14 protein-coding genes are annotated in these 21,272 nt (G+C 66.1%); 9 read left to right on the top strand and 5 right to left on the bottom strand.

Features of this window, described 5'->3' with window-relative positions:
- Positions 1–73 precede the first annotated feature (73 nt).
- The 4 genes from B7Y64_RS12345 (at position 74) to B7Y64_RS12330 (ending at position 8,288) form a co-directional block, all read left to right on the top strand.
- Positions 74–3,925 (top strand): DUF748 domain-containing protein, encoded by a 3,852-nt coding sequence (locus B7Y64_RS12345; protein WP_291324694.1) that lies wholly within the window; start codon positions 74–76, stop codon positions 3,923–3,925.
- A 209-nt stretch (positions 3,926–4,134) separates the two neighbouring features.
- Positions 4,135–6,309 carry a thioredoxin family protein gene (locus tag B7Y64_RS12340; protein WP_291324693.1) on the top strand — a complete coding sequence of 725 codons (2,175 nt, stop codon included), beginning with the start codon at positions 4,135–4,137 and terminating at the stop codon, positions 6,307–6,309.
- Positions 6,310–6,365: 56 nt separating this feature from the next.
- The gene (locus tag B7Y64_RS12335; protein WP_111867497.1) at positions 6,366–6,881 is read left to right on the top strand and encodes a CoA-binding protein; all 516 of its coding nucleotides are present in this window, start codon (positions 6,366–6,368) and stop codon (positions 6,879–6,881) included.
- A 75-nt stretch (positions 6,882–6,956) separates the two neighbouring features.
- Positions 6,957–8,288, top strand: coding sequence for an O-acetylhomoserine aminocarboxypropyltransferase/cysteine synthase family protein (locus tag B7Y64_RS12330; protein WP_291324692.1), 1,332 nt, complete (start codon positions 6,957–6,959; stop codon positions 8,286–8,288).
- A 71-nt stretch (positions 8,289–8,359) separates the two neighbouring features.
- Here B7Y64_RS12330 and B7Y64_RS12325 read toward each other — a convergent pair whose 3' ends face one another.
- On the bottom strand, positions 8,360–8,941 hold the full coding sequence (locus B7Y64_RS12325) for a DUF2062 domain-containing protein (protein ID WP_291329016.1): 582 nt from the start codon (positions 8,939–8,941) through the stop codon (positions 8,360–8,362).
- 174 nt (positions 8,942–9,115) lie between these two features.
- Positions 9,116–10,087 (bottom strand): TerC family protein, encoded by a 972-nt coding sequence (locus B7Y64_RS12320; protein WP_024813912.1) that lies wholly within the window; start codon positions 10,085–10,087, stop codon positions 9,116–9,118.
- Positions 10,088–10,241: 154 nt separating this feature from the next.
- On the opposite strand from B7Y64_RS12320, the gene B7Y64_RS12315 reads away from it, so the two are divergent.
- The 3 genes from B7Y64_RS12315 (at position 10,242) to priA (ending at position 15,266) form a co-directional block, all read left to right on the top strand.
- A complete protein-coding gene (locus tag B7Y64_RS12315; protein ID WP_291324689.1) occupies positions 10,242–11,144 on the top strand; it encodes a LysR family transcriptional regulator in 903 nt (300 codons plus the stop codon).
- Positions 11,145–11,332: 188 nt separating this feature from the next.
- Positions 11,333–12,451 carry a uroporphyrinogen decarboxylase gene (gene hemE / locus B7Y64_RS12310; RefSeq protein ID WP_291324688.1) on the top strand — a complete coding sequence of 373 codons (1,119 nt, stop codon included), beginning with the start codon at positions 11,333–11,335 and terminating at the stop codon, positions 12,449–12,451.
- Between the two features lie 679 nt (positions 12,452–13,130).
- The gene (priA, locus tag B7Y64_RS12305) at positions 13,131–15,266 is read left to right on the top strand and encodes a primosomal protein N' (RefSeq protein ID WP_291324687.1); all 2,136 of its coding nucleotides are present in this window, start codon (positions 13,131–13,133) and stop codon (positions 15,264–15,266) included.
- 303 nt (positions 15,267–15,569) lie between these two features.
- On the opposite strand, the gene B7Y64_RS12300 is transcribed toward priA, so the two are convergent.
- Positions 15,570–16,481, bottom strand: coding sequence for a bifunctional GNAT family N-acetyltransferase/nucleoside diphosphate kinase regulator (locus B7Y64_RS12300; protein WP_291324686.1), 912 nt, complete (start codon positions 16,479–16,481; stop codon positions 15,570–15,572).
- 382 nt (positions 16,482–16,863) lie between these two features.
- Here B7Y64_RS12300 and B7Y64_RS12295 point away from each other — a divergent pair, with 382 nt between their 5' ends.
- Positions 16,864–18,057, top strand: a complete 1,194-nt coding sequence (locus B7Y64_RS12295) for a glycosyltransferase (protein ID WP_291324685.1) — start codon at positions 16,864–16,866, stop codon at positions 18,055–18,057.
- A 5-nt stretch (positions 18,058–18,062) separates the two neighbouring features.
- The gene (locus B7Y64_RS12290; protein WP_366444431.1) at positions 18,063–19,316 is read left to right on the top strand and encodes a glycosyltransferase family 4 protein; all 1,254 of its coding nucleotides are present in this window, start codon (positions 18,063–18,065) and stop codon (positions 19,314–19,316) included.
- Positions 19,317–19,425: 109 nt separating this feature from the next.
- Here B7Y64_RS12290 and B7Y64_RS12285 read toward each other — a convergent pair whose 3' ends face one another.
- Together B7Y64_RS12285 and B7Y64_RS12280 are read right to left on the bottom strand one after the other, a co-directional pair.
- Positions 19,426–19,929: a DUF2703 domain-containing protein gene (locus B7Y64_RS12285; RefSeq protein ID WP_291324684.1), complete on the bottom strand. Its 504-nt coding sequence runs from the start codon at positions 19,927–19,929 to the stop codon at positions 19,426–19,428.
- A 299-nt stretch (positions 19,930–20,228) separates the two neighbouring features.
- Positions 20,229–21,182: an AEC family transporter gene (locus B7Y64_RS12280; protein WP_291329014.1), complete on the bottom strand. Its 954-nt coding sequence runs from the start codon at positions 21,180–21,182 to the stop codon at positions 20,229–20,231.
- Positions 21,183–21,272 lie beyond the last annotated feature (90 nt).

The following is a 21,272-nucleotide window of genomic DNA, read 5'->3' as shown; positions in this document are numbered from 1 at the left end:
ACAATAGCGGCTCGCGCGCGGTCGTTTTGCATCAGGCCCTTGGGACCGCGGCGCTCACTTTTTGCACCTCGCCATGCCTTTGTCCCTGCCCTCTTTTTCTATTGCCTCCTCGCGCCAGCAACGCTGGCTTCGCCTCGCAGTGGGCGCACTGGCGGCCTTGATCGTGTGGTGGATGGTCAGCTGGCTGGCTATTGCGCACCTGGCGAAAGGCCCGCTGGAGCGCATCGCCAGTGAACAGCTGGGCCGACCAGTGACCGTGGGGGCGATCGAGTTCACGCCCTGGACGCTGGAACTGACCCTGCGCGACATCGCCATTGGCGGCGCCCAGGGCGGCCCCCCGCAGCTTCAGATTGCACGCATCTATGCCGATGCCGAGCTGCAGTCGCTGCTGCGCCTGGCGCCGGTGGTGGATGCCCTCGCGGTCGACGCGCCCCATCTGCGGCTCACGCACCTCTCGGACGGCCACTACGACGTGGACGACATCCTCGCGCGGCTCGCCGCCCCCAGCGACAAACCGGCCAGCGGCCCCGCACGGCTGGCGCTTTACAACCTGGCGCTAACGGACGGCACCATCGAATTCAACGACCACAGGGTCGACGCACTCCACACCGTGCGCCAGCTGGCCCTCAAAGTGCCTTTCATCAGCACCCTGCCCTCGCAACGCGAGATCAAGGTGGAGCCGCACCTGTCGTTTGTCGTCGGCGACAGCCGGTTTGACTCGTCGGTGCAGGGCACGCCGTTTGCGCAAACCGGCAAGGGCGACGCCACGGTGAAGTGGGAGGGGCTTGATCTGGCGCCTTACCTGCCCTACCTGCCCGCCAGCCTGCCGGTGCGGGTGCAGGGTGCCTTGCTCGACCTGGACCTGAAGGTGGCGTTTGAGCAGGCACCCCGCCTGGCCGTGACACTGAGCGGCACGGCGCAGACGCGCAACGTCAAGATTGCTGACCGCAACAACCAGCCCCTGCTGTCGTACGAGCGCCTCACGGTGGACATGGCCGATGTGCGGCCGCTCGACCAGGTGGTGCGCCTGGCCCGCGTGGAGCTGGCGTCGCCCATCGTGACGGCCGCGCGCAATGCCCAGGGCGCGGTCAACCTCGCGCAACTGGCTACCCCGGCCGCCGCCGCCAAACCGGCAGCGCCGGCACGCACATCACCGGCGGCATCGGCCCCCCAGGCCCCCGCCAGCAGCGCAAACCCACCCGCAGCCACAGCCCCCGCCCCCGGCTGGACCGTGGCGGTGGCGGCGGCCGCCGTGCGCAAGGGCCAGGTGCGCTGGAGCGACCAGAGCACCCGCCCCGCCGCCGCGCTGGAGGCCACCGACCTCACGCTGGATGTGGCCGATGTGGCCTATCCCTTCAAGGCCCCGCTCACCTTCACGGGCGCGCTGGGCGTGCAGGGCAGCACCCTGGCTTTCAAGGGTCAGGCCACCGACCGTGCCGCCGAGGTGCGCCTGACTGCCCAGGCCCTCGCCCTGCAACTGGCCGCGCCCTACCTGGCCCAGACGCTGGAGCCCGTGCTGACCGGCCTGGTCAGCGGCGAGCTGGCCCTGCAGTGGCAAGCCCCTGCTGGCGACGCCGCCAAGGCAGGCGCTACGGGCATCACGCTTGGCGCGGGTCCCCTGGCGCTGGAGCAACTGGCCCTGCAACAGGGCAAGACCGCGCTGGCCAGCGTGGGCAAGCTGGCGCTGGACGGCCTGAAGCTGAACCTGGACACGCGCACCGTGGACATCGAGCGCCTGGGCATCACCCAGCCCAAGGCCACGGTGGAACGCGCCGCCGATGGCCGCTGGATGGCCGAGCGCTGGCTCAAGTCCGCGCCCGCCGCCAGTCCCTCCAGCGCCACCACAGCGCAAGCCTCCGCACCGCCACCCGCTGCGCCCGCTGCACCCGCATGGCGCGTGCGCCTGGGCGAGCTGGCTGTAGACGAGGGCAGCATGGCCTTTGCCGACCGCGCCCAGCCCCGCCCCGTGGCGCTGAACCTGTCGGCGCTGAGCCTGCAGGCCCGCAACCTGGCGCTGGACGGCGGCAAGCCCGAGGCCTTCCAGCTCTCGGCCCGGGTGGCCGCACGCCGCGGCAATGCCGGCTTTGTCGAATCCCGGGGCAACGCCGGCATAGTCGAATCCCGGGGCAATGCCGGCAAGCTCGACTACCGGGGTACGCTGACACCCCAGCCCTTTGCCACGCAGGGGCGCCTGGAGGCCAGCCGCCTGCCCCTGCACGCCCTGGACGGCTACCTGGCCGACCGGTTCGCCATCGAGTTGCTGCACGCCGAGGCGGGTTTTCGGGGCCAGGTGGCCATGGCCCAAAGCGCGCGCGGCACCACGCTGCGCGTGAGCGGCGATGCCGCCATCGACGAGCTGCGCGCCAACAGCACGGCTGCCGCCACGCCCAAGACCGCAGACCAGGTGGGCGAAGAACTGCTGGCCTGGAAGAGCCTGGGCCTGCGCGGCCTGAGCGTGGCCCTGGCGCCCGACACCGCCCCCCGGGTGGAGGTCAAAGAGACCAGCCTGGCCGACTTCTTTGCGCGCATCACCATCAACGAAAACGGCCGCATCAACCTGAGCGACATTGCCAAAAGCCCCGCCCAGGTCAACAACACGCCCCCGGCCGCCGACACCGCACCAGCCGCCCCCGTGGCGCAGGCGCCAAGCTCGCCCCCCGACACGCCCGCGAGCACCGCCAACGCCACGGCATCGGCCAGCACCGCGCTGCCCCCCTCCCCAGCCACCCCGCCCGACCCCCTGGCCCCGGTGGTGGTGTTCGGCCCGGTGAGCCTGGTCAACGGCAAGGTGCTGTTCTCGGACTTTTTCATCAAGCCCAACTACTCGGCCGACCTGACCGAGCTGACCGGCAAGCTCAGCGCGTTCTCGTCCCAACCTGCGGGCAGCGAGCCCGTGCTGGCCGACCTGGAGCTGCGCGGGCGCGCCGAGGGCTCGGCATCGCTGGAGATCACCGGCAAGCTCAATCCGCTGGCCAAGCCGCTGGCGCTCGATATCCAGGGCAAGGTGCGCGACCTCGAACTGCCGCCCCTTACGCCTTATTCCGTCAAATACGCGGGGCACGGCATCGAGCGCGGCAAGCTCAGCATGGATGTCTCTTACAAGGTGCTGCCCAACGGCCAGCTCACGGCGAGCAACAAGCTGGTGCTCAACCAGCTCACGTTCGGCGACCCGGTGGAGGGCGCCCCCAACAGCCTGCCGGTGAAGCTGGCCGTGGCCCTGCTGTCTGACAGCCGTGGCGTGATCGACCTCGATCTGCCCATCAGCGGCTCGCTGAACGACCCGCAATTTCGCATCGGCCCGGTCATCTTCAAGATCATCGTCAATTTGATCGGCAAGGCCATCACCGCCCCGTTCAGCCTGCTGGCCCGCGCTTTTGGCGGCGGTGACGAACTGAGCAGCGTGGCCTTTGCCCCGGGCAGTGCCGCCCTCACGCCCGAGGCCCGGCAGGGCCTGGACAAGGTGGCAAAAGCGCTCACCGATCGGCCCGCGCTCAAGATCACCGTCACCGGCACGGCCAGCCTCGAGCGCGAACGCGACGCCATCCAGCGCAAGCGCCTGCAAGCGCTGGTGCACGCCGCAAAACGCCGCGCGGCCCCCGCCGACACCACCCCCGTGCAGGCCGCCGAATACCCGGCGCTGCTCAAAGAGGTGTACCGCCGCGCCGACATGCCCAAGCCGCGCAACCTGGTGGGCATGGCCAAAGACCTGCCAGTGCCCGAGATGGAAGCCCTGCTGCTGGCCCACCTGCCCGCCGCCACCGAAGACGAGGCCACCGAGCTGGCCACACAGCGCGGCCAGGCCGTCAAGGCTTATCTGGCCGAGCAAAAGCTGCCCGAGGAGCGCCTGTTCATCGCCGCACCCAAGGCCGCCAAGCCCGACGAAAAATGGACGCCCCAGGCCCAGCTGAACCTGGCAACACAATAAGGCAGGCCGCGGGCTCCAGGCAGGGCGCTCCGGCGCGCCCGGCCGGGGGCGCCGGAACCAACCGCTGCGCCGAGCGCTCACACCCTCTAACCATGCCCCAACGCCTGCACTTCCGTCTCTTTTTTGCTCTGCTTTTTATAGCTGCTAGCGCTTTATTCACGGGCGCCAACGCCCAATTTAGCCAAAAATCCAGCGCCGCAGCCGGCAGCGTGGTCACCACACCCTATGTGCGCGCCGAGCTGCTGGCCCATGCACCCCAGGGCGTGGCGCCCGGCCAGCCGCTGTGGCTGGGCCTCTCGATCACCCACCAGCCCGAGTGGCACACCTACTGGAAGAACCCCGGCGACTCTGGCCTGCCCACCGAACTGACCTGGACGCTGCCCGCCGGCCTGGACGCTGGCGAAATCGCCTGGCCCCTGCCCCGAAAAATCCCCATCGGCACGCTGGCCAACTATGGCTACGAAGGCACGGTGCTGCTGCCCGTGCCCGTAACGGTGGCCAGCACCTTCGCCCCCGGCCCGCTGACCAAGGACGCCACCATCGAGCTGCGCGCCTCGTGGCTGGTGTGCCGCAAAGAGTGCATCCCCGAAGAAGGCGTGTTCACGCTGAAGTTGCCCATCCAGAGCACCACGGCGCTGCACGGCGGCGCATTCGAGGCCGCCGCCATGGCGCAGCCGCAACCCGTGCTGGCGGGCACCGGCGGCAGCGGGCAAGAGAACCAGGCGCAAATGGCCGATGGCAACGCACTGCAGATCAGCGTGCACGGCCTGCCCGTGGCGCTGCGGGGCAAAACGCTGGACCTGTTTCCCGAAACCGGCGAGATCATCGACAACGCCGCGCCGTGGCCCCAGGCCTGGAAAGGCAACGTGTGGACGGCCACCGTGCCGCTGTCGCCCCAGCGCAGCGCCAGCCCCAGCCTGATGCCGGTGGTGCTGGCCGAGAAGACATCCGGGCAAGAAACCGCAGGCCACGCCACCGGCCCCGACACACGCACGGGCTACCGCGCCGAGCTGAAGGTGCTGGGCACCTGGCCCCAGGGCGCCGCCGTGGCCACCGTATCGCCCGCGCTGGAGGCTGCGCTCAAGGCCAATGCGGCGCAGGCGGGCGGCAACGCCGCCACCAATGCGGCAACGGCAACGCCAGGCGGCGGGGCCTCGTCCCTCACCCTCACGGCTGCGCTGCTGGGCGCCTTGCTGGGGGGCCTCATCCTCAACCTCATGCCCTGCGTGTTCCCGGTGCTGGCCATCAAGGTGGTGGGATTCACCCAGCATGCGCAAAACCGCCGCGCCCACCGCATCAGTGGCATCGCCTACACGGCGGGCGTGGTGCTGTCGTTCATCGCGCTGGGCGCACTCATGCTGGGCCTGCGGGCGGCGGGCGAGGCCATTGGCTGGGGCTTTCAGCTGCAGTCGCCCGCCGTGGTGGCGGGGCTGGCGGCACTGTTCACGCTGATTGCGCTGAATCTGGCGGGGGTGTTCGAATTGGGGCACTTTCTGCCGTCGTCAGTGGCCAGCCTGCAGGCGCGGCACCCGGTAGCAGACAGCTTTTTGACCGGCGTGCTGGCCGTGGCCGTGGCCTCGCCCTGCACGGCGCCGTTCATGGGCGCCTCACTGGGCCTCACGGCCACACTGCCCGCACCGCAGGCGCTGGCCGTGTTTGCGGCGCTGGGCCTGGGCTTGGCGCTGCCGTACCTGGCCGCGAGCTTTGTGCCCGCCGTGGCCCGCGCACTGCCGCGCCCCGGTGCCTGGATGGACACTTTCCGCAAGCTCATGGCCTTTCCCATGCTGGCCACCGTGGTGTGGCTGGTGTGGGTGCTGGGCCAGCAAAGCGGCATTGATGGCGCGGGCGCGCTGCTGATCCTGCTGGTGGGGCTGGCCATGGTGGTGTGGGCGCTGTCGCTGGCGGGCCTTGCCCGCTGGTGGATGGGCTCTGTGTCCATCGCGGCGATGGCGCTGCTGGTCTGGGCCTTTGCACCGCAGGTGACCACCGTTGCGTCCACCGCCGCGCCCGCCACGGCAGCATCCAGCGCCGAAGCCGCTGCAGGCACCGGCTGGCAGCCCTGGACACCCGGCGCGGCCGAGCAGATCGTGGCCACTGGCCGCCCGGTGTTTGTGGACTTCACGGCCGCCTGGTGCGTGACCTGCCAATACAACAAAAAGACCACGCTGGCCAACGCCGACGTGCTGGCCGAACTGCAAGCCAGGAACGTGGCCCTGCTGCGCGCCGACTGGACGCGGCGCGACCCCGCCATCACGGCGGCTCTCACCGCGCTGGGCCGCAGCGGCGTTCCCGTGTATGTGTTCTACCGCCCCGGCAAGCCGCCGGTGGTGCTGACGGAAGTGCTCAGCGTGGACGAGGTGCGGGCGGTGCTGGCCGACCTGTAGCGGCGCAAGGGGCGGGCAGCGCACATGCGCGGTCATGCTTGCGTACACTGCCACGCATGAGCCGCACCCCCGACACCATCAGCACCCTGCGCGACGTGCTGGGCCGCTGCCGCACCATTGCGGTGGTGGGCCTGTCGCCGCAATGGCACCGCCCCAGTTTCTTTGCCGCCAAGTACATGCAGGCGCATGGCTACCGCATCGTGCCGGTGAACCCGGTGGTGGCGCAGGGCGGCGGCAGCATCCTGGGCGAGATCTGCTTCGCCAGCCTGTCCGACGCGGGGCAGGCCATCGCCCGCCAAGGCGGGCGCATCGACATGGTGGACTGCTTTCGCAAAAGCGAAGACATCCCACCGCTGGCCGAGGATGCCATTGCCATTGGCGCCAGCTGCCTGTGGCTGCAGCTCGGCGTGGTCAATGAAGACGCTGCCCGGCGCGCCGAAGACGCGGGCCTGCAGGTCATACAGAACCGCTGCGTAAAAATTGAACACGCGCGCCTGTTTGGCGGCCTGGGCTGGATGGGCGTGAACACCGGCGTGATCACCGCCAAGCGGCTGCGGCAGCTGCCCTACTGACTGGTTATTCCTGTTTTAATAGCTGCTTACGCTTTATACATAAGCGCTTGCGGCCAATTTGATGCATAAACCGCCATGAGCAACTCTCCCCACCAAGCCGACCATGCCTATGGTTTTGGCACCCGCGCCATCCACGCCGGCGCCCAGCCCGACCCGGTGACCGGCGCGCGCGCCACGCCCATCCACCAGACCACGAGCTTTGTGTTTGACAGCGCCGAGCACGCCAGCAGCCTGTTCAACCTGCAGACTTTCGGCAATGTCTACAGCCGCATCAGCAACCCGACGGTGGCGGTGTTCGAGGAACGCATCGCCAGCCTGGAAAACGGCCGCGCCGCGCTGGCCTGCGCCAGCGGCATGGCCGCACAAATGGCGGCGCTGCTGGCCATTCTCAAAACCGGCGACCACATCGTGGCGGCGAGCACGCTGTATGGCGGCACGGTGGGGCAGCTGGGCGTGGGGTTTGCGCGCCTCGGTATCGAGACCACGTTTGTCGACCCGGCCGACCCCGAGAACTTTGCCCGCGCCATGCGCCCCAACACGCGCGCGGTGTATGGCGAAACCATCGGCAACCCGCTGGTCAACGTGCTTGACATCGCCGCAATTGCCGAGGTGGCGCATGCCCACGGCGTGCCGCTGGTCATCGACAACACGGTGGCCAGCCCCTACCTGTGCAACCCGCTCGATTTTGGCGCCGACATCGTGGTGCACAGCGCCACGAAATACATCGGCGGCCACGGCACCACCATGGGCGGCGTGGTGGTGGAAGGCGGCAAGTTTCCGTGGGACAACGGCAAGTTCCCCGAGATGGTCGAACCGAGCCGTGCCTATCACGGCGTGAAGTTTTATGAGACCTTTGGCGACTTCGGCTACACCATGAAGGCGCGCATGGAGGTCAACCGCACCTTTGGCGGCGTGCTCTCGCCCATGAACGCATGGCAGCTGCTGCAGGGCGCCGAAACGCTGCACCTGCGCATGCGCGAGCACTGCCGCAACGCGCTGAAGGTGGCGCAGTTTCTGCAGGGCCACCCGCAGGTGCAGTGGGTCAACTACCCGGGCCTGCCCGGCTCGCCGTACCACGCCTTGGCGCACAAGCAGTTCCGTGCGGTGGATGGCCACCCCGGCGCCTCGGGCATCCTGACGTTTGGCGTCAAAAGTGCAAAGGGTGGCGGCGCGGCCACGGGCGAGAAGTTCATCGACGCGTGCGAGTTTTTGAGCCACCTGGCCAACATCGGCGACGCCAAGACGCTGGTGATCCACCCCGCCTCGACCACGCACCGCCAGCTCAATGACGAAGAACTGGCCCGGGCCGGCGTGAGCGCCGACATGGTGCGCCTGAGCGTGGGCATCGAGGACGTGGACGACATCCTGTGGGATATCGACCAGGCACTGGGGCGGGCCACGGCCTGATTCCATTTTTATGGTTCCGGCACTCTGAGATCTCCGCCGCCATTCGGGCTGCGCGCATCGACACCCGCTGGTCAATGCTCCGCAGGCGGTGTGGTGCCAACTGCCACGCGACAGTGCTGCCAGCGGCGCCCGCGCTGCACGGCTGGCGCCAGCCACAGGATGTGCACGGCCACATATCCCAGCGCTGCCAGCAGCAGCCCCAGCGTGGGCAACCCCACCAGCAGCGGGGTGCCCAGGGCCTGCATCCATGCGGCCAGCGCCTGCACTGAAAACGCGCCGTCGGGTGCCACGCTGCCCCAGGCGGGCATGACCTGTTCTCCGGGCATCACCAGCGCGCCCAGGTAAAAGGCCAGCGCATACAGCGGCACGATCGTCAGGGGGTTGGTATAGAACGTGGTCATGCCGCCCGCCACCACATTGCCGCGCAGCCAGGCGCAGGCCAGCAGGGTGCCAGGCAACTGCAGCGGGCCGGGAATGAGCCCGCAGAACATGCCCGCTGCTACACCCCGGGCCAGCGGCTGGCGCTGAAAACGGAACAGCGCGCGCTGCTCCAGCCAGGGCTGCAGGCGCAGCAGCCAGGGCCGGTCCATGTGACCCCGCACGCGGGGCTCCAGCCCCCGCAACCAGCGGCGCAAGCGGCACAGCATCTGCATGGCGGCGAACACTTAGAAGGTGTGAATGAATCCGGCGTGGCCGAGCAGGCCGCCAAAACGCGGCCTGTCGAGGCGCAAAGCGCAGCCATAGCTCGGGCTATGGCGAGCATTTGCAACGACGAGGGGGTGCGTTTTGGCGGGATGAGCGGGCATGGTGGGTTCGTTCACGCCTTCTCAACCCTTGGGGGGCAGGGCCGGCGAGCCTTGGCTCGACGCCCGCAGCGACAGCACGATGGAGCCGGCAATCAGCGAGGCCGTGACCAGCAGGGCATAGCCAATCGGGATCTTCACCAGGTCGATGAGCAGCATCTTGCCGCCGATGAACACCAGCACCAGGGCCAGGCCATAGGCCAGCAGGTGAAAGCGGTTGGCCAGGTCGGCCAGCAGGAAGTACAGCGCGCGCAGGCCCAGGATGGCGAAGATGTTGGCCGTGAGCACGATGAACGGGTCGCTGGTGATGGCAAAGATGGCGGGGATGCTGTCCACCGCAAAGATGATGTCGGTGGTGCCGATCAGCACCAGCACCACGAACAGCGGGGTGTAGTGCTTGACGCCGTCGATCATGGTGCTGAGCTTTTCGCCGTCAAACCGGTCAGTGATGCGCATGCGCTTTTTCAGCAGGGTGAGCACCGGATTGGTGGCAATGTCGGGCTCCTGCCCTGCAGCAAACCACATTTTCGCGCCGGTAAACACCAGAAATGCGCCAAATACATACAAAAGCCAGTGGAAGGTGGCCAGCAGCCAGGCGCCCACCAGAATCAGCAGCGTGCGCAGCACGATGGCGCCGATGATGCCGATGATGAGCGCGCGCTTCTGGTATTGCGGCGGCACGGCAAAGTAGCTGAACAGCATCAGAAACACGAAGATGTTGTCGATCGACAGGCTTTTTTCCACCAGATAGCCGGTGATGAACTGCATTGACACCGTGTTGGCCACCTCACGGCCCTGGCTGCCGTCCAGATACCACCACAGGATGGCCACAAACACAAAGGCCAGCGAGAACCACAAAAGACTCCAGCGCACGGCCTCTTTCATCGTGACCTTGTGCGCGCCCTGGCGCTCCATCACCAACAGGTCGATGGCAATGGCCACCACCACAAAGACGGCAAATCCCGCCCACATCCACCAGGTTCCTATCGTTTCCATGCTTTTTCTCCGAAAGGGAATTTGTTTTGCCCACCGCTCGCCTCGGGCACAGGGCTGCACTGTAGGGGCGGCATCGATTCTTAAAAACCTGTCATATTGGTAGCATTGGTTCGGTTTTTACGAACCCCACCGCTTCACTCACCGAAAGCCCCCCATGAGCCAAAGCTTCAATTACCGCCATCTTTTCTACTTCTGGGTGGTGGCCAAGGAAGGCGGCATTGCCCGCGCCGCCGAGCGGCTGGACATGGCCGTGCAGACCATCAGCGCCCAGGTGCGCGAGCTGGAAAAATCGCTGGGCGTAAGCCTGCTGCGCACCGAAGGCCGCAACCTGGTGCTGACCGACGCCGGCGTGGCGGCGCTGCACGAGGCCGACCACATCTTTGCGCTGGGTGAGCTGCTGCCCGTGCGCGTGCGCGAGGCCGCCAGCGGCCAGACGCTGCGGCTGAACCTGGGCATCTCTGACGGCATTGCCAAGCTGGCCGTGCACCGGCTGCTGACGCCCGTGCTGGACGAGCCCCACCTGCGGCTGCTGTGCCATGAGGGCGAATTTCAGCCGCTTTTGGGCGAGCTGGCACTGCACAAGCTCGACGCCGTGCTGGCCGACCGCGCGGCGCCCCCCAACCCCGCCCTGCGCACCACCAGCCAGCTGCTGGGAAGCAGCGCCATCGCCTGGTATGCCCCGCCGCTTTGGGCCGAGGCAGCGGCCAACGGCTTTCCGCACAGCCTGGCCGTGGTGCCGGTGCTGCTGCCCACCGACCACGCCGCCATGCGCGCGCGCATCGACCACTGGCTGGAGCGCGAGCGCATCCGCCCGCGCATTGCCGGCGAGTTTGAAGACAGCGCCCTCTTGAGCACCTTTGCCGCCACCGGAATGGGCGTGATGCCCGCGCCGGTATCGCTGGGCGAGCACCTGGCGCAAACCCACGGACTGGTGCAGGTGGGCAGCACGCCCGAGGTGCAGGAGCAGTTTCACCTGATCTACAGCGCACGCAAGGTCATGCACCCGCTGCTGACAAGGCTGCTGGAGGCAGGCAAGATCGGAACGCTATTAAATTAATAGCTTATAGCGCTTATCCATCAATGGCCAGAAGCCAAAAACACCCAAACTTCGAACCACAACCCGCTGGATGTACAGCGTTTGCGGCCCATCCCCGCGAGCAGGCCGACGCAACAGGAGGACCGCTTCTTCCAGACCGAAACCCGGGCCAGTGGCCTGCGCCAGCGCGCCCTGCGACAATTGCGGGCATGAGCACCACCTTCGCCCCCCTCACCAACGACACCTTTTTGCGCGCCTGCCGCCGCCAAGCCACCGACTACACCCCCCTGTGGCTGATGCGCCAGGCGGGCCGCTATTTGCCTGAATACAAGGCCACGCGTGCCCAGGCGGGTAGCTTCATGGGTCTGGCCACCAATGTGGACTACGCCACCGAAGTGACCCTGCAGCCGCTGGAGCGTTTCCCGCTCGACGCTGCCATTTTGTTCAGCGACATCCTCACCGTGCCCGACGCGATGGGCCTGGGCCTGACGTTTGCCGAGGGCGAGGGCCCACGCTTTGCCCAATCGATCCGCACCGAGGCCGACGTGGCCCAACTGGCCGTGCCCGACATGGACAAGCTGCGCTACGTGTTTGACGCCGTCACCAGCATCCGCAAGGCGCTCAACGGCCGCGTGCCGCTGATCGGCTTCTCGGGCAGCCCCTGGACGCTGGCCTGCTACATGGTCGAAGGCAAGGGCTCGGACGACTACCGCCTTGTCAAGACGCTGATGTACAGCCGCCCCGACCTGATGCACCGCATTCTGGCCGTGAACGCCGACGCCGTGGCCCAGTACCTCAACGCCCAGATCGACGCGGGCGCCCAGGCCGTGATGGTGTTCGACAGCTGGGGCGGCGTGCTGGCCGACGGCGCATTCCAGGAATTCAGCCTGGCCTACACCCGCCGCGTGCTCGCGCAGCTCAAGCGCACCGGCGTAGACGGCCAGGACGTGCCGCGCATCGTCTTCACCAAGGGCGGCGGCATCTGGCTCGAGGACATGAAGGACATCGACTGCGAGGTGCTGGGCCTGGACTGGACGGCCAACCTGGGCAAGGCGCGCGCCATTGTCGGCGGCCAGGTGGGCGGCCCCGGCAAGGCGCTGCAAGGCAACATCGACCCCAATGTGCTGTTTGCCCCGCCCGCGCAGATCGTGACCCAGGTGCATGCCGTGCTCGACAGCTTCGGCACGCCGCACACCGACCGCACCACCACCGGCCCCACGCACATCTTCAACCTGGGCCACGGCATCAGCCAGTTCACGCCACCCGAGCACGTGGCCGCGCTGGTCGAAGCCGTGCACAGCCACTCGCGCGCGCAGCGCCAGCGGTGAGCGCAGCGGCAAGCCCCCGTGCACCAACCGGGGGCGCACCTGGCCATGGGGTTATGCACAAACCGGGCGCAGCGGCGGCTACCACTTCGCAGCCCCTGCGCTTCGTCAAGACAATCTTTGACCACTTGCAAAATTCGATGTAAGTGATTGATTTCAAACAAGTTAATTGCGCTGCTTATTTTGCGTGCAATCCAGCCAGAGCACGCAATTTCAAGGGCTTGCAAGCCAAATCCAGTGGATATCAACAAAGTTATCCACAGATATTCTGAATTTCTTGCAAATACCTTGTGAAATCAAGCACTTGGAGCACAAAGTGAACGCATTTTTGAAGAGCTCCGCCCACCACTAGCACAAAACGGGGGCGTTTTCCCCTCTTGACGAACCTGGGGTGTACGACTTATGCACACTGATCGTGATGCGGCGCAGCAAAACGGCGGGCGAGCGTGCTACCACAAAAATTTCGCCAAAAATTCTTCAGATGATTGATTCATAAGGATTTTTTGACTGTGCCATTTTTCCGGGCAATCTGTTGCAAGCCAGTGTTCATGCGGTCTGGCAGTGCATCGGCGCAGGATGTCAACAAAGTTATCCACAGAAATCCGGGATTACTCCCCAATGCCTGCCAGATCAAGCACTTAGCGCCCACATCCCTGCACCACATCAACAAGCGGTTGTAACCTTGCCTGCCCATCCCTGCATCGTCCATGTGGCCCTGCACACCCCTTCGCACAGCGGCGTGGGTGACCTGCTGAGCTACGCCAGTGAGCGCCCGCTTGCACCCGGCACGCTGGTGCGCGTGCCCTTGGGCAACCGCGAGGTGCTGGGCGTGGTGTGGGATGCCGACCAGGCCACGGGGGAGCTGCCCGACGGCGCCACCCTGCGCGCCATTGCCGGCGTGCTGGAAGGCGTGGCCCCGCTCGATCTGTCCTGGCGCCGCCTGGTGGCGTTTGCGGCGCGCTACTACCAGCGCGCGCTGGGCGAAGTCGCCCTGGCCGCCCTGCCCCCGCAACTGCGCGACCTGAAACCCGAACAGCTGGCGCGCCGCTTGCGCCGCCCTGCCACGGCGGCCGGAGACACGTCAAAAACTATTAAAAACATAGCGCTCACCGCAGAACAGGAAAGCGCCAGAGCCCGAATTGCTGCAGAAAAAGGCCCCTTCCTGCTGTTTGGCAGCACCGGCAGCGGCAAGACCGAGGTGTACCTGCGCTGCGTGCAAGAGATGCTGGAGGCCGACCCAGGCGATGGATTTCCGGCCCAGGCGCTGGTGATGGTGCCCGAAATCAACCTCACGCCCCAGCTGGAGGAACGCTTTGTGGGCCGCTTCGCCCCCCGCTTTGGCCCCGGCGCCGTGGTGTCGCTGCACAGTGGCATGACCAACCCGCAGCGCCTGAAAAGCTGGCTGGCCGCGCACAGCGGCAGCGCGCGCATTGTGCTGGGCACGCGCATGGCCGTGTTTGCCAGTCTGCCGGGGCTGCAACTCATCGTGGTGGATGAAGAGCACGACCCCAGCTACAAGCAGCAGGAAGGCGCCCGCTACTCGGCGCGCGACCTGGCCATCTGGCGCGGGCGCGAGCAGGGTGCCAAGGTGCTGCTGGGCTCGGCCACGCCGTCGCTGGAGAGCTGGCACGCCAGCCGCCCACCCACGCCCGAAGACCCGGAGGGCGGGCGCTACGTGCGCCTGCACATGCCCAGCCGCATTGGCGCAGGCGCCCTGGCCCGCGTGCGGCGGGTGGACATGAACCAGCAGCCCCGTCGCACCGTGTTCAGCGCCCCGCTGCTGGCCGCCATCACCGAGCGCGTGGCGCGCGGCGAGCAGAGCATGGTGCTGCTCAACCGCCGGGGCTATGCGCCCGTGCTGCACTGCGCAGACTGCGGCTGGAAAAGCGACTGCCCCCACTGCAGCGCGCACCAGGTTTTCCATAAAACCGACCGCACCATGCGGTGCCACCACTGCGGCTTCACCGTGCGCGTGCCCTACCACTGCCCCACCTGCGGCAGCCCCGACATCCAGCCCATGGGCCGGGGCACCGAGCAGCTTGAAGAACAACTGAGCGCCCTGCTGCGCAACGTGCAGCGGCCCGATGGCGACCCTGCCCGCATCGCCCGCATCGACGCCGACACCACCAAGGCCAAGGGCGCGCTGGAGGCGCAGCTGGCGCAGGTGCATTCGGGCGAGGTGGATGTGCTGGTGGGCACGCAGATGATTGCCAAGGGCCACGACTTTCGGCGCATCACGCTGGTGGCCGCCGTGCAGCCCGACGGCGCCCTGTTCAGCAGCGACTTTCGTGCGCCTGAGCGGCTGTTTGCACTGCTCATGCAGGCCGCAGGCCGCGCCGGGCGCGACGCCGCCTACATGGCCGCGCAGGGCACGCAGTGCGAAATGTGGGTGCAGAGCTTTCACCCCCAGCACGCCGTGTTTGAGGCGCTGCGCACGCACGACTACCCCGCCTTTGCCACCCAGCAATTGAAGGAACGCGAAGAGGCCGCCATGCCCCCGTTCTCATACCAGGCGCTGGTACGGGCCGACGCCCGCACGCAGGAGGTGGCCCAGGGATTCCTGTCGGCCGCCACCGCCGCAGCCCATGCGACGGGCCTGCCGGGGCTCGACCTGGTGACCCTGTTCCCGCCCGTGCCCCTCACCATCCAGCGCGTGGCCAATGTAGAACGCGCCCAGATGCTCATGGAAAGCCCCAGCCGCGCTGCGCTGCAGCGCTTTCTGGCCGCCTGGCAGCCCGTGCTGCAAACCACCCGCAGCCAGCCCGAGCACAAGGGCCTGATCCGCTGGCTGGTGGATGTGGACCCGCTGGCGATTTGAGGTGTTTTTTGGCCCTTGCGCTTGCTGGACAAGCGCAAGGGATGACCTGCATAACCCTCGCGCGTCGGTGGTAGTGCGGATCGGGATGGGCCGCAAGGCGTCTTTTTGCAGCCAATAGCTCGGCTATTGGCAAGAAAAGCAACGCAGTGGACCGCCCGAGGCCGCGCTGCCACAGACCGCAGGGAGTTATGCAGATCATCCCTCGAAGCTATCGAAATGGATGCAGCCCAGAGAGCCGAAGCGGCACCTCGGTACGCCGTGGATGCGCACGCACGATCTGCCGCTGCAGCGCAGCGTGCCAACCTACAAGTGGAAGTCGCCCGCGGCTTCCGGCTGGTAAAGCACTTTTTCAATCCGGATGTGGCAGGTCCGGTCCGGAATCCGCCAGCTGAAGGCATCGCCCGCCTTGTAGCCCAGGATCGCGGTGCCGATGCCGGAGCAAACCGACAGTTTCCCGGCACGGTCGTCCGCGTCCTCCGGGTACACCAGCGCCACTTCCAGTTCCTCGTCGTCCACCTGCAGCAAGGCCCGGGAGTTCATCGTGACAACATCCTCGGCCACGTTCCAGGGATCAACGACGATGGCCCGCTCGATCTCGTGCTCCAGCTCAAAAACCTCCGAGCCGCGTTCAAGCTCGACCAGACTCCTGAGCCGGGCCTTGTCAATCTCGGTGATGTAGATGTCGGCGGCGTGCACCGCAGGGCTTTCGCGCAAGAGCCGGAGATAGCGCTCCGAGCTCATGGAAAGCGACTTCATCGCAGGCGTTTCGCTTTCCAGCAAAAAGCCGCTGTGCAGGAAGGCCTTCAGCGAGCGCGCATTGTCCGGGTGGATCTTGGCGATGAGCTTCTCGGCCCGCATGTCGAAGAAGGCGAGCTTCATGCCTTCGCGAATGGCGCTGGCGCCGAGCTTGCGGCCCCAGTTGTCGCGATTGCCGATGACCAGCACCATTTCGCAGTCCCGTCCCACCTTGACGAGGCGCACAAAGCCCACCGGCACGTCCTGCCCGTCGTAGGCCATGAAGAACCGGCCGCCCTGGTTGAAAAGATGGGTGAGAATCGGCAACTGGACGCGCCCGATGACCTGCTCGATGAACCGGGAGACATGGCGCGAATCGCTCAGGTAGCGGGTGACGTCCTCGTCTTCCAGCCAGTCCATCAGGGTCAGCGCGTTGGCCCGGGTGATCTCGGGGCACAGAGCAATAAAAGGCTTGTTCATCTTCACCACCTTTGGTTTCAAGAATGAAAGCCTTTCAGGGCCGCGGCCGTGACGGTTCTTTCGGTTAACGTTTCATTTTAAAGCGGTACGCGAGTGCGGGCGTTCGATGCATTGCAAAAACCCCTGCGTTGCGTGCGACGTATGGGCCAGTGGCCGCCAGGCGCCATCAGGCGCTGAAGCGCCCGAGTTCACCGCGAAACGGTCGCTTGCGCCATGTGAGCGAGCGGCCGCAACGGCTCGGCGCCCGCCTATCGAGGCAATTCGCCGGTGTCCGCTCGCAACGGGTGGCCTGTACCAACCGTGCCGGGCCGCGCAGCCAGACGATGAGTGCGCTGGCCATTTAGCGGTGGCATTTTCTGGCAGACCGTCATAGAGTGGCCCAATGCACGTCCCTCCCTGCCACGTCACCCACCTTGTCTATCGGCTTGGCACGGGTGGCATGGAAAACGTGGTGGTGCAACTCATTCGGCACCTGCCGCGCACATCGTTTCGGCACACCGTCATCGCACTCAGTGACATCGACCCCGAGTTTGCCCGGCGTCTTGATGGAACGGATGTGGAGCTCATCGCGCTCAACAAGCCGCCGGGGCAGCCCTATGCCCTGTACCCCAAGGTCTATCGACTGTTGCGTCGCCTGAGGCCCGACGTGCTCCACAGCTGCAACCTGGGGGCACTGGAGTTCGTGCCCGTGGCGGCACTCGCGCGGGTTCCGCTGCGTGTGCATGTCGAGCACGGACTGGACTTGCATGAAATCAATGGCAAATCGGCGCGCTACCGCCTGCTCAGACGGCTTTATCGCCCCTTTGTGAGCCAATACGTGGCGGTGTCAGTGGACCAGGCGCGCCAGTGTGCGCAGATTGGAGCGGCCGCTGAGCGCGTGCACCTGATCCCCAATGGTGTGGACACGCGCGTGTTTCGCCCGCGCACCGGCGACGACGCCTTGCCGGTGGGTTTTCCGTTCCAGCGCGAACGGCACTGGGTCATTGGCACGGTGGGGCGCCAGGCGGACATCAAGAACCCCTTGCTGCTGGTGGACGCCTTTGTCCACCTGGTGCGTTCGGGCGCTCCCGGCACAGAACGCCTGCGGCTGGCCATGGTGGGTGACGGGCCATTGCACAGCGAGATGGCACAGCGGCTGCACAACGAAGGGTTGAGCGATCGCGCCTGGCTGCCGGGTGCGCGTTCGGACATTGCAGACATCCTGCGATCGTTCGACTGCTTCGTCCTCCCGTCCCTTTCAGAAGCGACGTCGTGCGCCCTCCAGGAGGCCATGGCCACGGGCCTGACCATCGTGGCCACCAACGTTGGCGGCAACGCGGACGTGCTGGACCAGGGCCGGTGCGGCAGCCTGGTGCCCTCGGGCGACGCCACCGCGCTGGCGACCGAACTGCTGCGGCTCAGCCAATCGGGCCGGCCGAACGCCCAGGCGCAAGAAGCGCTCATCTCGGTGCAGCGCCGCTACAGCCTTGAGACAGTGATCCAGCGCTATGGCGACCTCTTCCTGAGCGCGGCAACCCATGGCCCCCTTGAAATAGCGGCACAGCAGCCGGCGCCCCCGCAAGACACCATGCATTGATCCCCGTGCAAAGAAGCGGATTCACCACCGGTCTCATCCCTCTTTGCGTCCGAACGACGTCACTTTTTACCGCCATGAAAATACTTACGTTCTCTACCCTGTACCCCAATGCCGTCAAACAGCATCACGGCATCTTCACGGAAACCGCGCTGAAGAAGGTCATGGAGACGGGCAAGATCGAAACGGTGGTGGTGGCGCCGGTGCCATGGTTTCCGTTCACGCACAAGATGTTCGGCGACTATGCGGGCTTTGCGAAAGTGCCCACAGAGGAAATGCGCAGTGGCGTGCGCGTGCTACACCCCCGGTACTTTCTGCCGCCCAAGATGGGCATGCATGTCGCGCCGTTTCTGATGGCCATGGCTTCCAGGTCCGCGATAGCCAGACTGATGGACGAAGGCTTTCAATTTGACGTCATCGATGCGCATTACTTCTACCCTGACGGGGTGGCAGCAACGCTGCTGGGGCGCTACTTCAACAAACCCGTCGTCATCAGCGCCCTGGGCACAGACATCAACCTGATCCCGAAGTTTTACCTGCCCCGGAAAATGATAGTGTGGGCAGGCAAAAATGCTGCGGCCGTCGTGACGGTCTGTGAGGCCCTGAAGACTGAACTGAAAAAAATTGGCTTGGCACGCGAAGACATCATGCCGCTGCGCAACGGCGTCGATCTGGAATTGTTCAAACCCGTCGACCGGCCCACCACGCGGTCAGCGCTGGGAATCAGCGGCTTTACCTTGCTGTCGGTGGGTTACCTGGTGGCACGAAAAGGGCATCACCGCGCCATTGCCGCGCTCGCGTTGATGCCCGACGTGACCCTCGCCATCGCAGGCGGCGGCCCCGACGAGAACAAGCTCAGAAAACTGGCCACAGATCTCGGTGTTCAGAACCGCGTCAAGTTTCTGGGTGTGCTTTCGCAAAAAGAGCTTTGCCTTTACTACGGTGCCTGCGATGCCCTGGTTTTGGCCTCCAGCCGGGAAGGCTGGGCCAACGTGCTCCTGGAGTCGATGGCATGCGGCACCCCGGTGGTCGCCAGCAATATATGGGGAACACCAGAGGTCATCACCTCGCCTGAGGCTGGCGTCTTAATGCCCAGCAATACGCCGGCGGGCATTGCACAGGCGGTGGCGCACTTGCGCAGCAACTACCCTCTGCACACCTCAACGCGGGCTTATGCAGAAAGGTTCAGCTGGTCGGACACCACGGCGGAAAAAGTGCGGATTTACAGCCGCTTGACCCAGCAGCCTGCACCAGCGCATTGAGTTTTATGGCACTTGAACTTGCAACCGCCCTTTTGGGGCATGCAAGACAAGCCATCAAAAGCAAATCAAGTCTTGCGCAAATGGCCGCGCCGGTTCCCGTTCTGTCGGGCTAACCGCAGCAGTCGCCGCTGGCTCGGTTGGGAGTTGGCGCGCTCGGTGGGGCTCCTGCGGCACCGCTGCAGCACGATGCTGCGCCACGGTTCGGTGCCGATGCCGATGCCGATGTCGGCGCAAGCATCTGGCTGGCTGCCATCAACCCTGCCTGGATGAACTGCTCCTGCGGGATCGCCTCGTAAGTGTGGCCGCCCACTTCAATCGTGCGGCAATCCGAGTCGCCGCACACAGAGCAGCAACGGCTCATGCCCACCTCGGCGCCCAGCCACTCCTCGATGGGTTTGCCCGCGATCCACACGCGGTTGGACTCGGAGGGATTGGACTTGAACGCAGCTTCGTCGATTTGCTGCATTTCGAGCACGGGCTCGATCCCCAGCGGTCGCAGTGCCGCGGCGAGTTGGGCCGTGGCCGCCTCGAGTTCGCGACCCGTATCCCCGCAACGGGTGCAAGTCTCACAGCCCATCACGAGGCGCCTCCACACAATCTGCATTGGTTTCATGCCACTCTCCTGAAAGTTTCTGATGGACAACGTTGACATGGTCCATCGCACCGAAGGGCTTGGCAAGAGTGGCCAGCATCACGTACACGCGCATTCTTTGGTACCTTGAACTGCTCGGCCAACCCTTCCATCACATCCGGATTATTCGACACCTCTCGAACTCCCGCCTCCCGATCGAACCGGATGGGCATGGCCTTCGGCAAGAACCCCAATGCGAGGTTGGCACAGGATTGAATTGAAGTGTTTTTGGCCTCTAGCGCTTATGCAATAAGCGCCAACAGCTATCAAAATGAAAGCGCTCAGGTCAGCAACGCCACCGCCCCCGAAAAGCTCAGAAACGCCAGGGCCGTGGACACCAGAATGATTCGTGCGATGCGGCCGTTGTGGGCGCCGAAGCGTTCGGCCAGCAGCGAGACATTGCTGGCGCTGGGCAGGGCGGCCAGCAGCACCAGCACCGTCAGCGCAAAGGGCGTGAGCGGCACACCCACGGCGATGGCCGCCGTACCCACCGACCACACCAGCAGCGGGTGCACCAGCAGTTTGGCCACGGCAACGGGCACGTAGTCGCGCACCAGCACCTGTTCATGCTGGTTCATTTGCGAGCGGGCCAGCACGGCACCGATGGTGAACAGCGCCACGGGCGAGGCGGCGTCGGCCAGCATGGCCACGGTTTTGTCCACCGGGCCGGGCAGGGTGAACTGCAACGCCGAGGCCAGCGCCCCCAGCGCAATGGACCAGGGCATGGGGTTGGTGGCCATGCCCTTGAAGGCGCTCTTGAGCGCCACGCCCACGCCGTGGGTGCCCGCGCCGTCAAGGCGCGACAACGCAATGCACAGCGAGCTGGTGATGACCATGTCCACCACGATGGTGACGATGGCCGGGCCCGCGCTCTGCGCGCCCAGCAGCGCCACCAAGAGCGGCACGCCCATGAAGCCGGTGTTGGGGAAGGCGGCCACCAGGGCGCCAAAGGCGGCGTCGTTCCAGCCGATGCGCGCATTGCGCGTGAGGGCCACCGCGGCGCCCACCATGACCAGCGCGCACAGCAGGTAGACGCCGGCCACGGCCGGGTCGAGCAGCTGCGCGATGGGGGTGCTGGCGCCAAAGCGGTACAGCATGCACGGCAGCGCGAAATACAGCACGAAGGCGTTGAGCCCCGGAATAGCCGGCTGCGGCAGCACGCCGCGCCGGGCGGCCAGATAGCCGCACAGCACCAGCGCGAAGAAGGGAAAGGTGATGAGGAGGACAGACAGCACGGGAAAGATTGTCGGTGCTGCGCCCGGCGCCCGGGCGGTGCGGCCCGGGCCGCGGTCAGCGCAAAATCAGGCGGGGGTCATCACACAGGA

Source organism: Acidovorax sp. 35-64-16, assembly GCF_002281195.1.
Classification (GTDB): Bacteria; Pseudomonadota; Gammaproteobacteria; order Burkholderiales; family Burkholderiaceae_C; genus Acidovorax; species Acidovorax defluvii.
The sequence above is the reverse complement of the archived record's forward strand: the minus strand, read 5'-3'. Positions and strand labels throughout refer to the sequence as shown.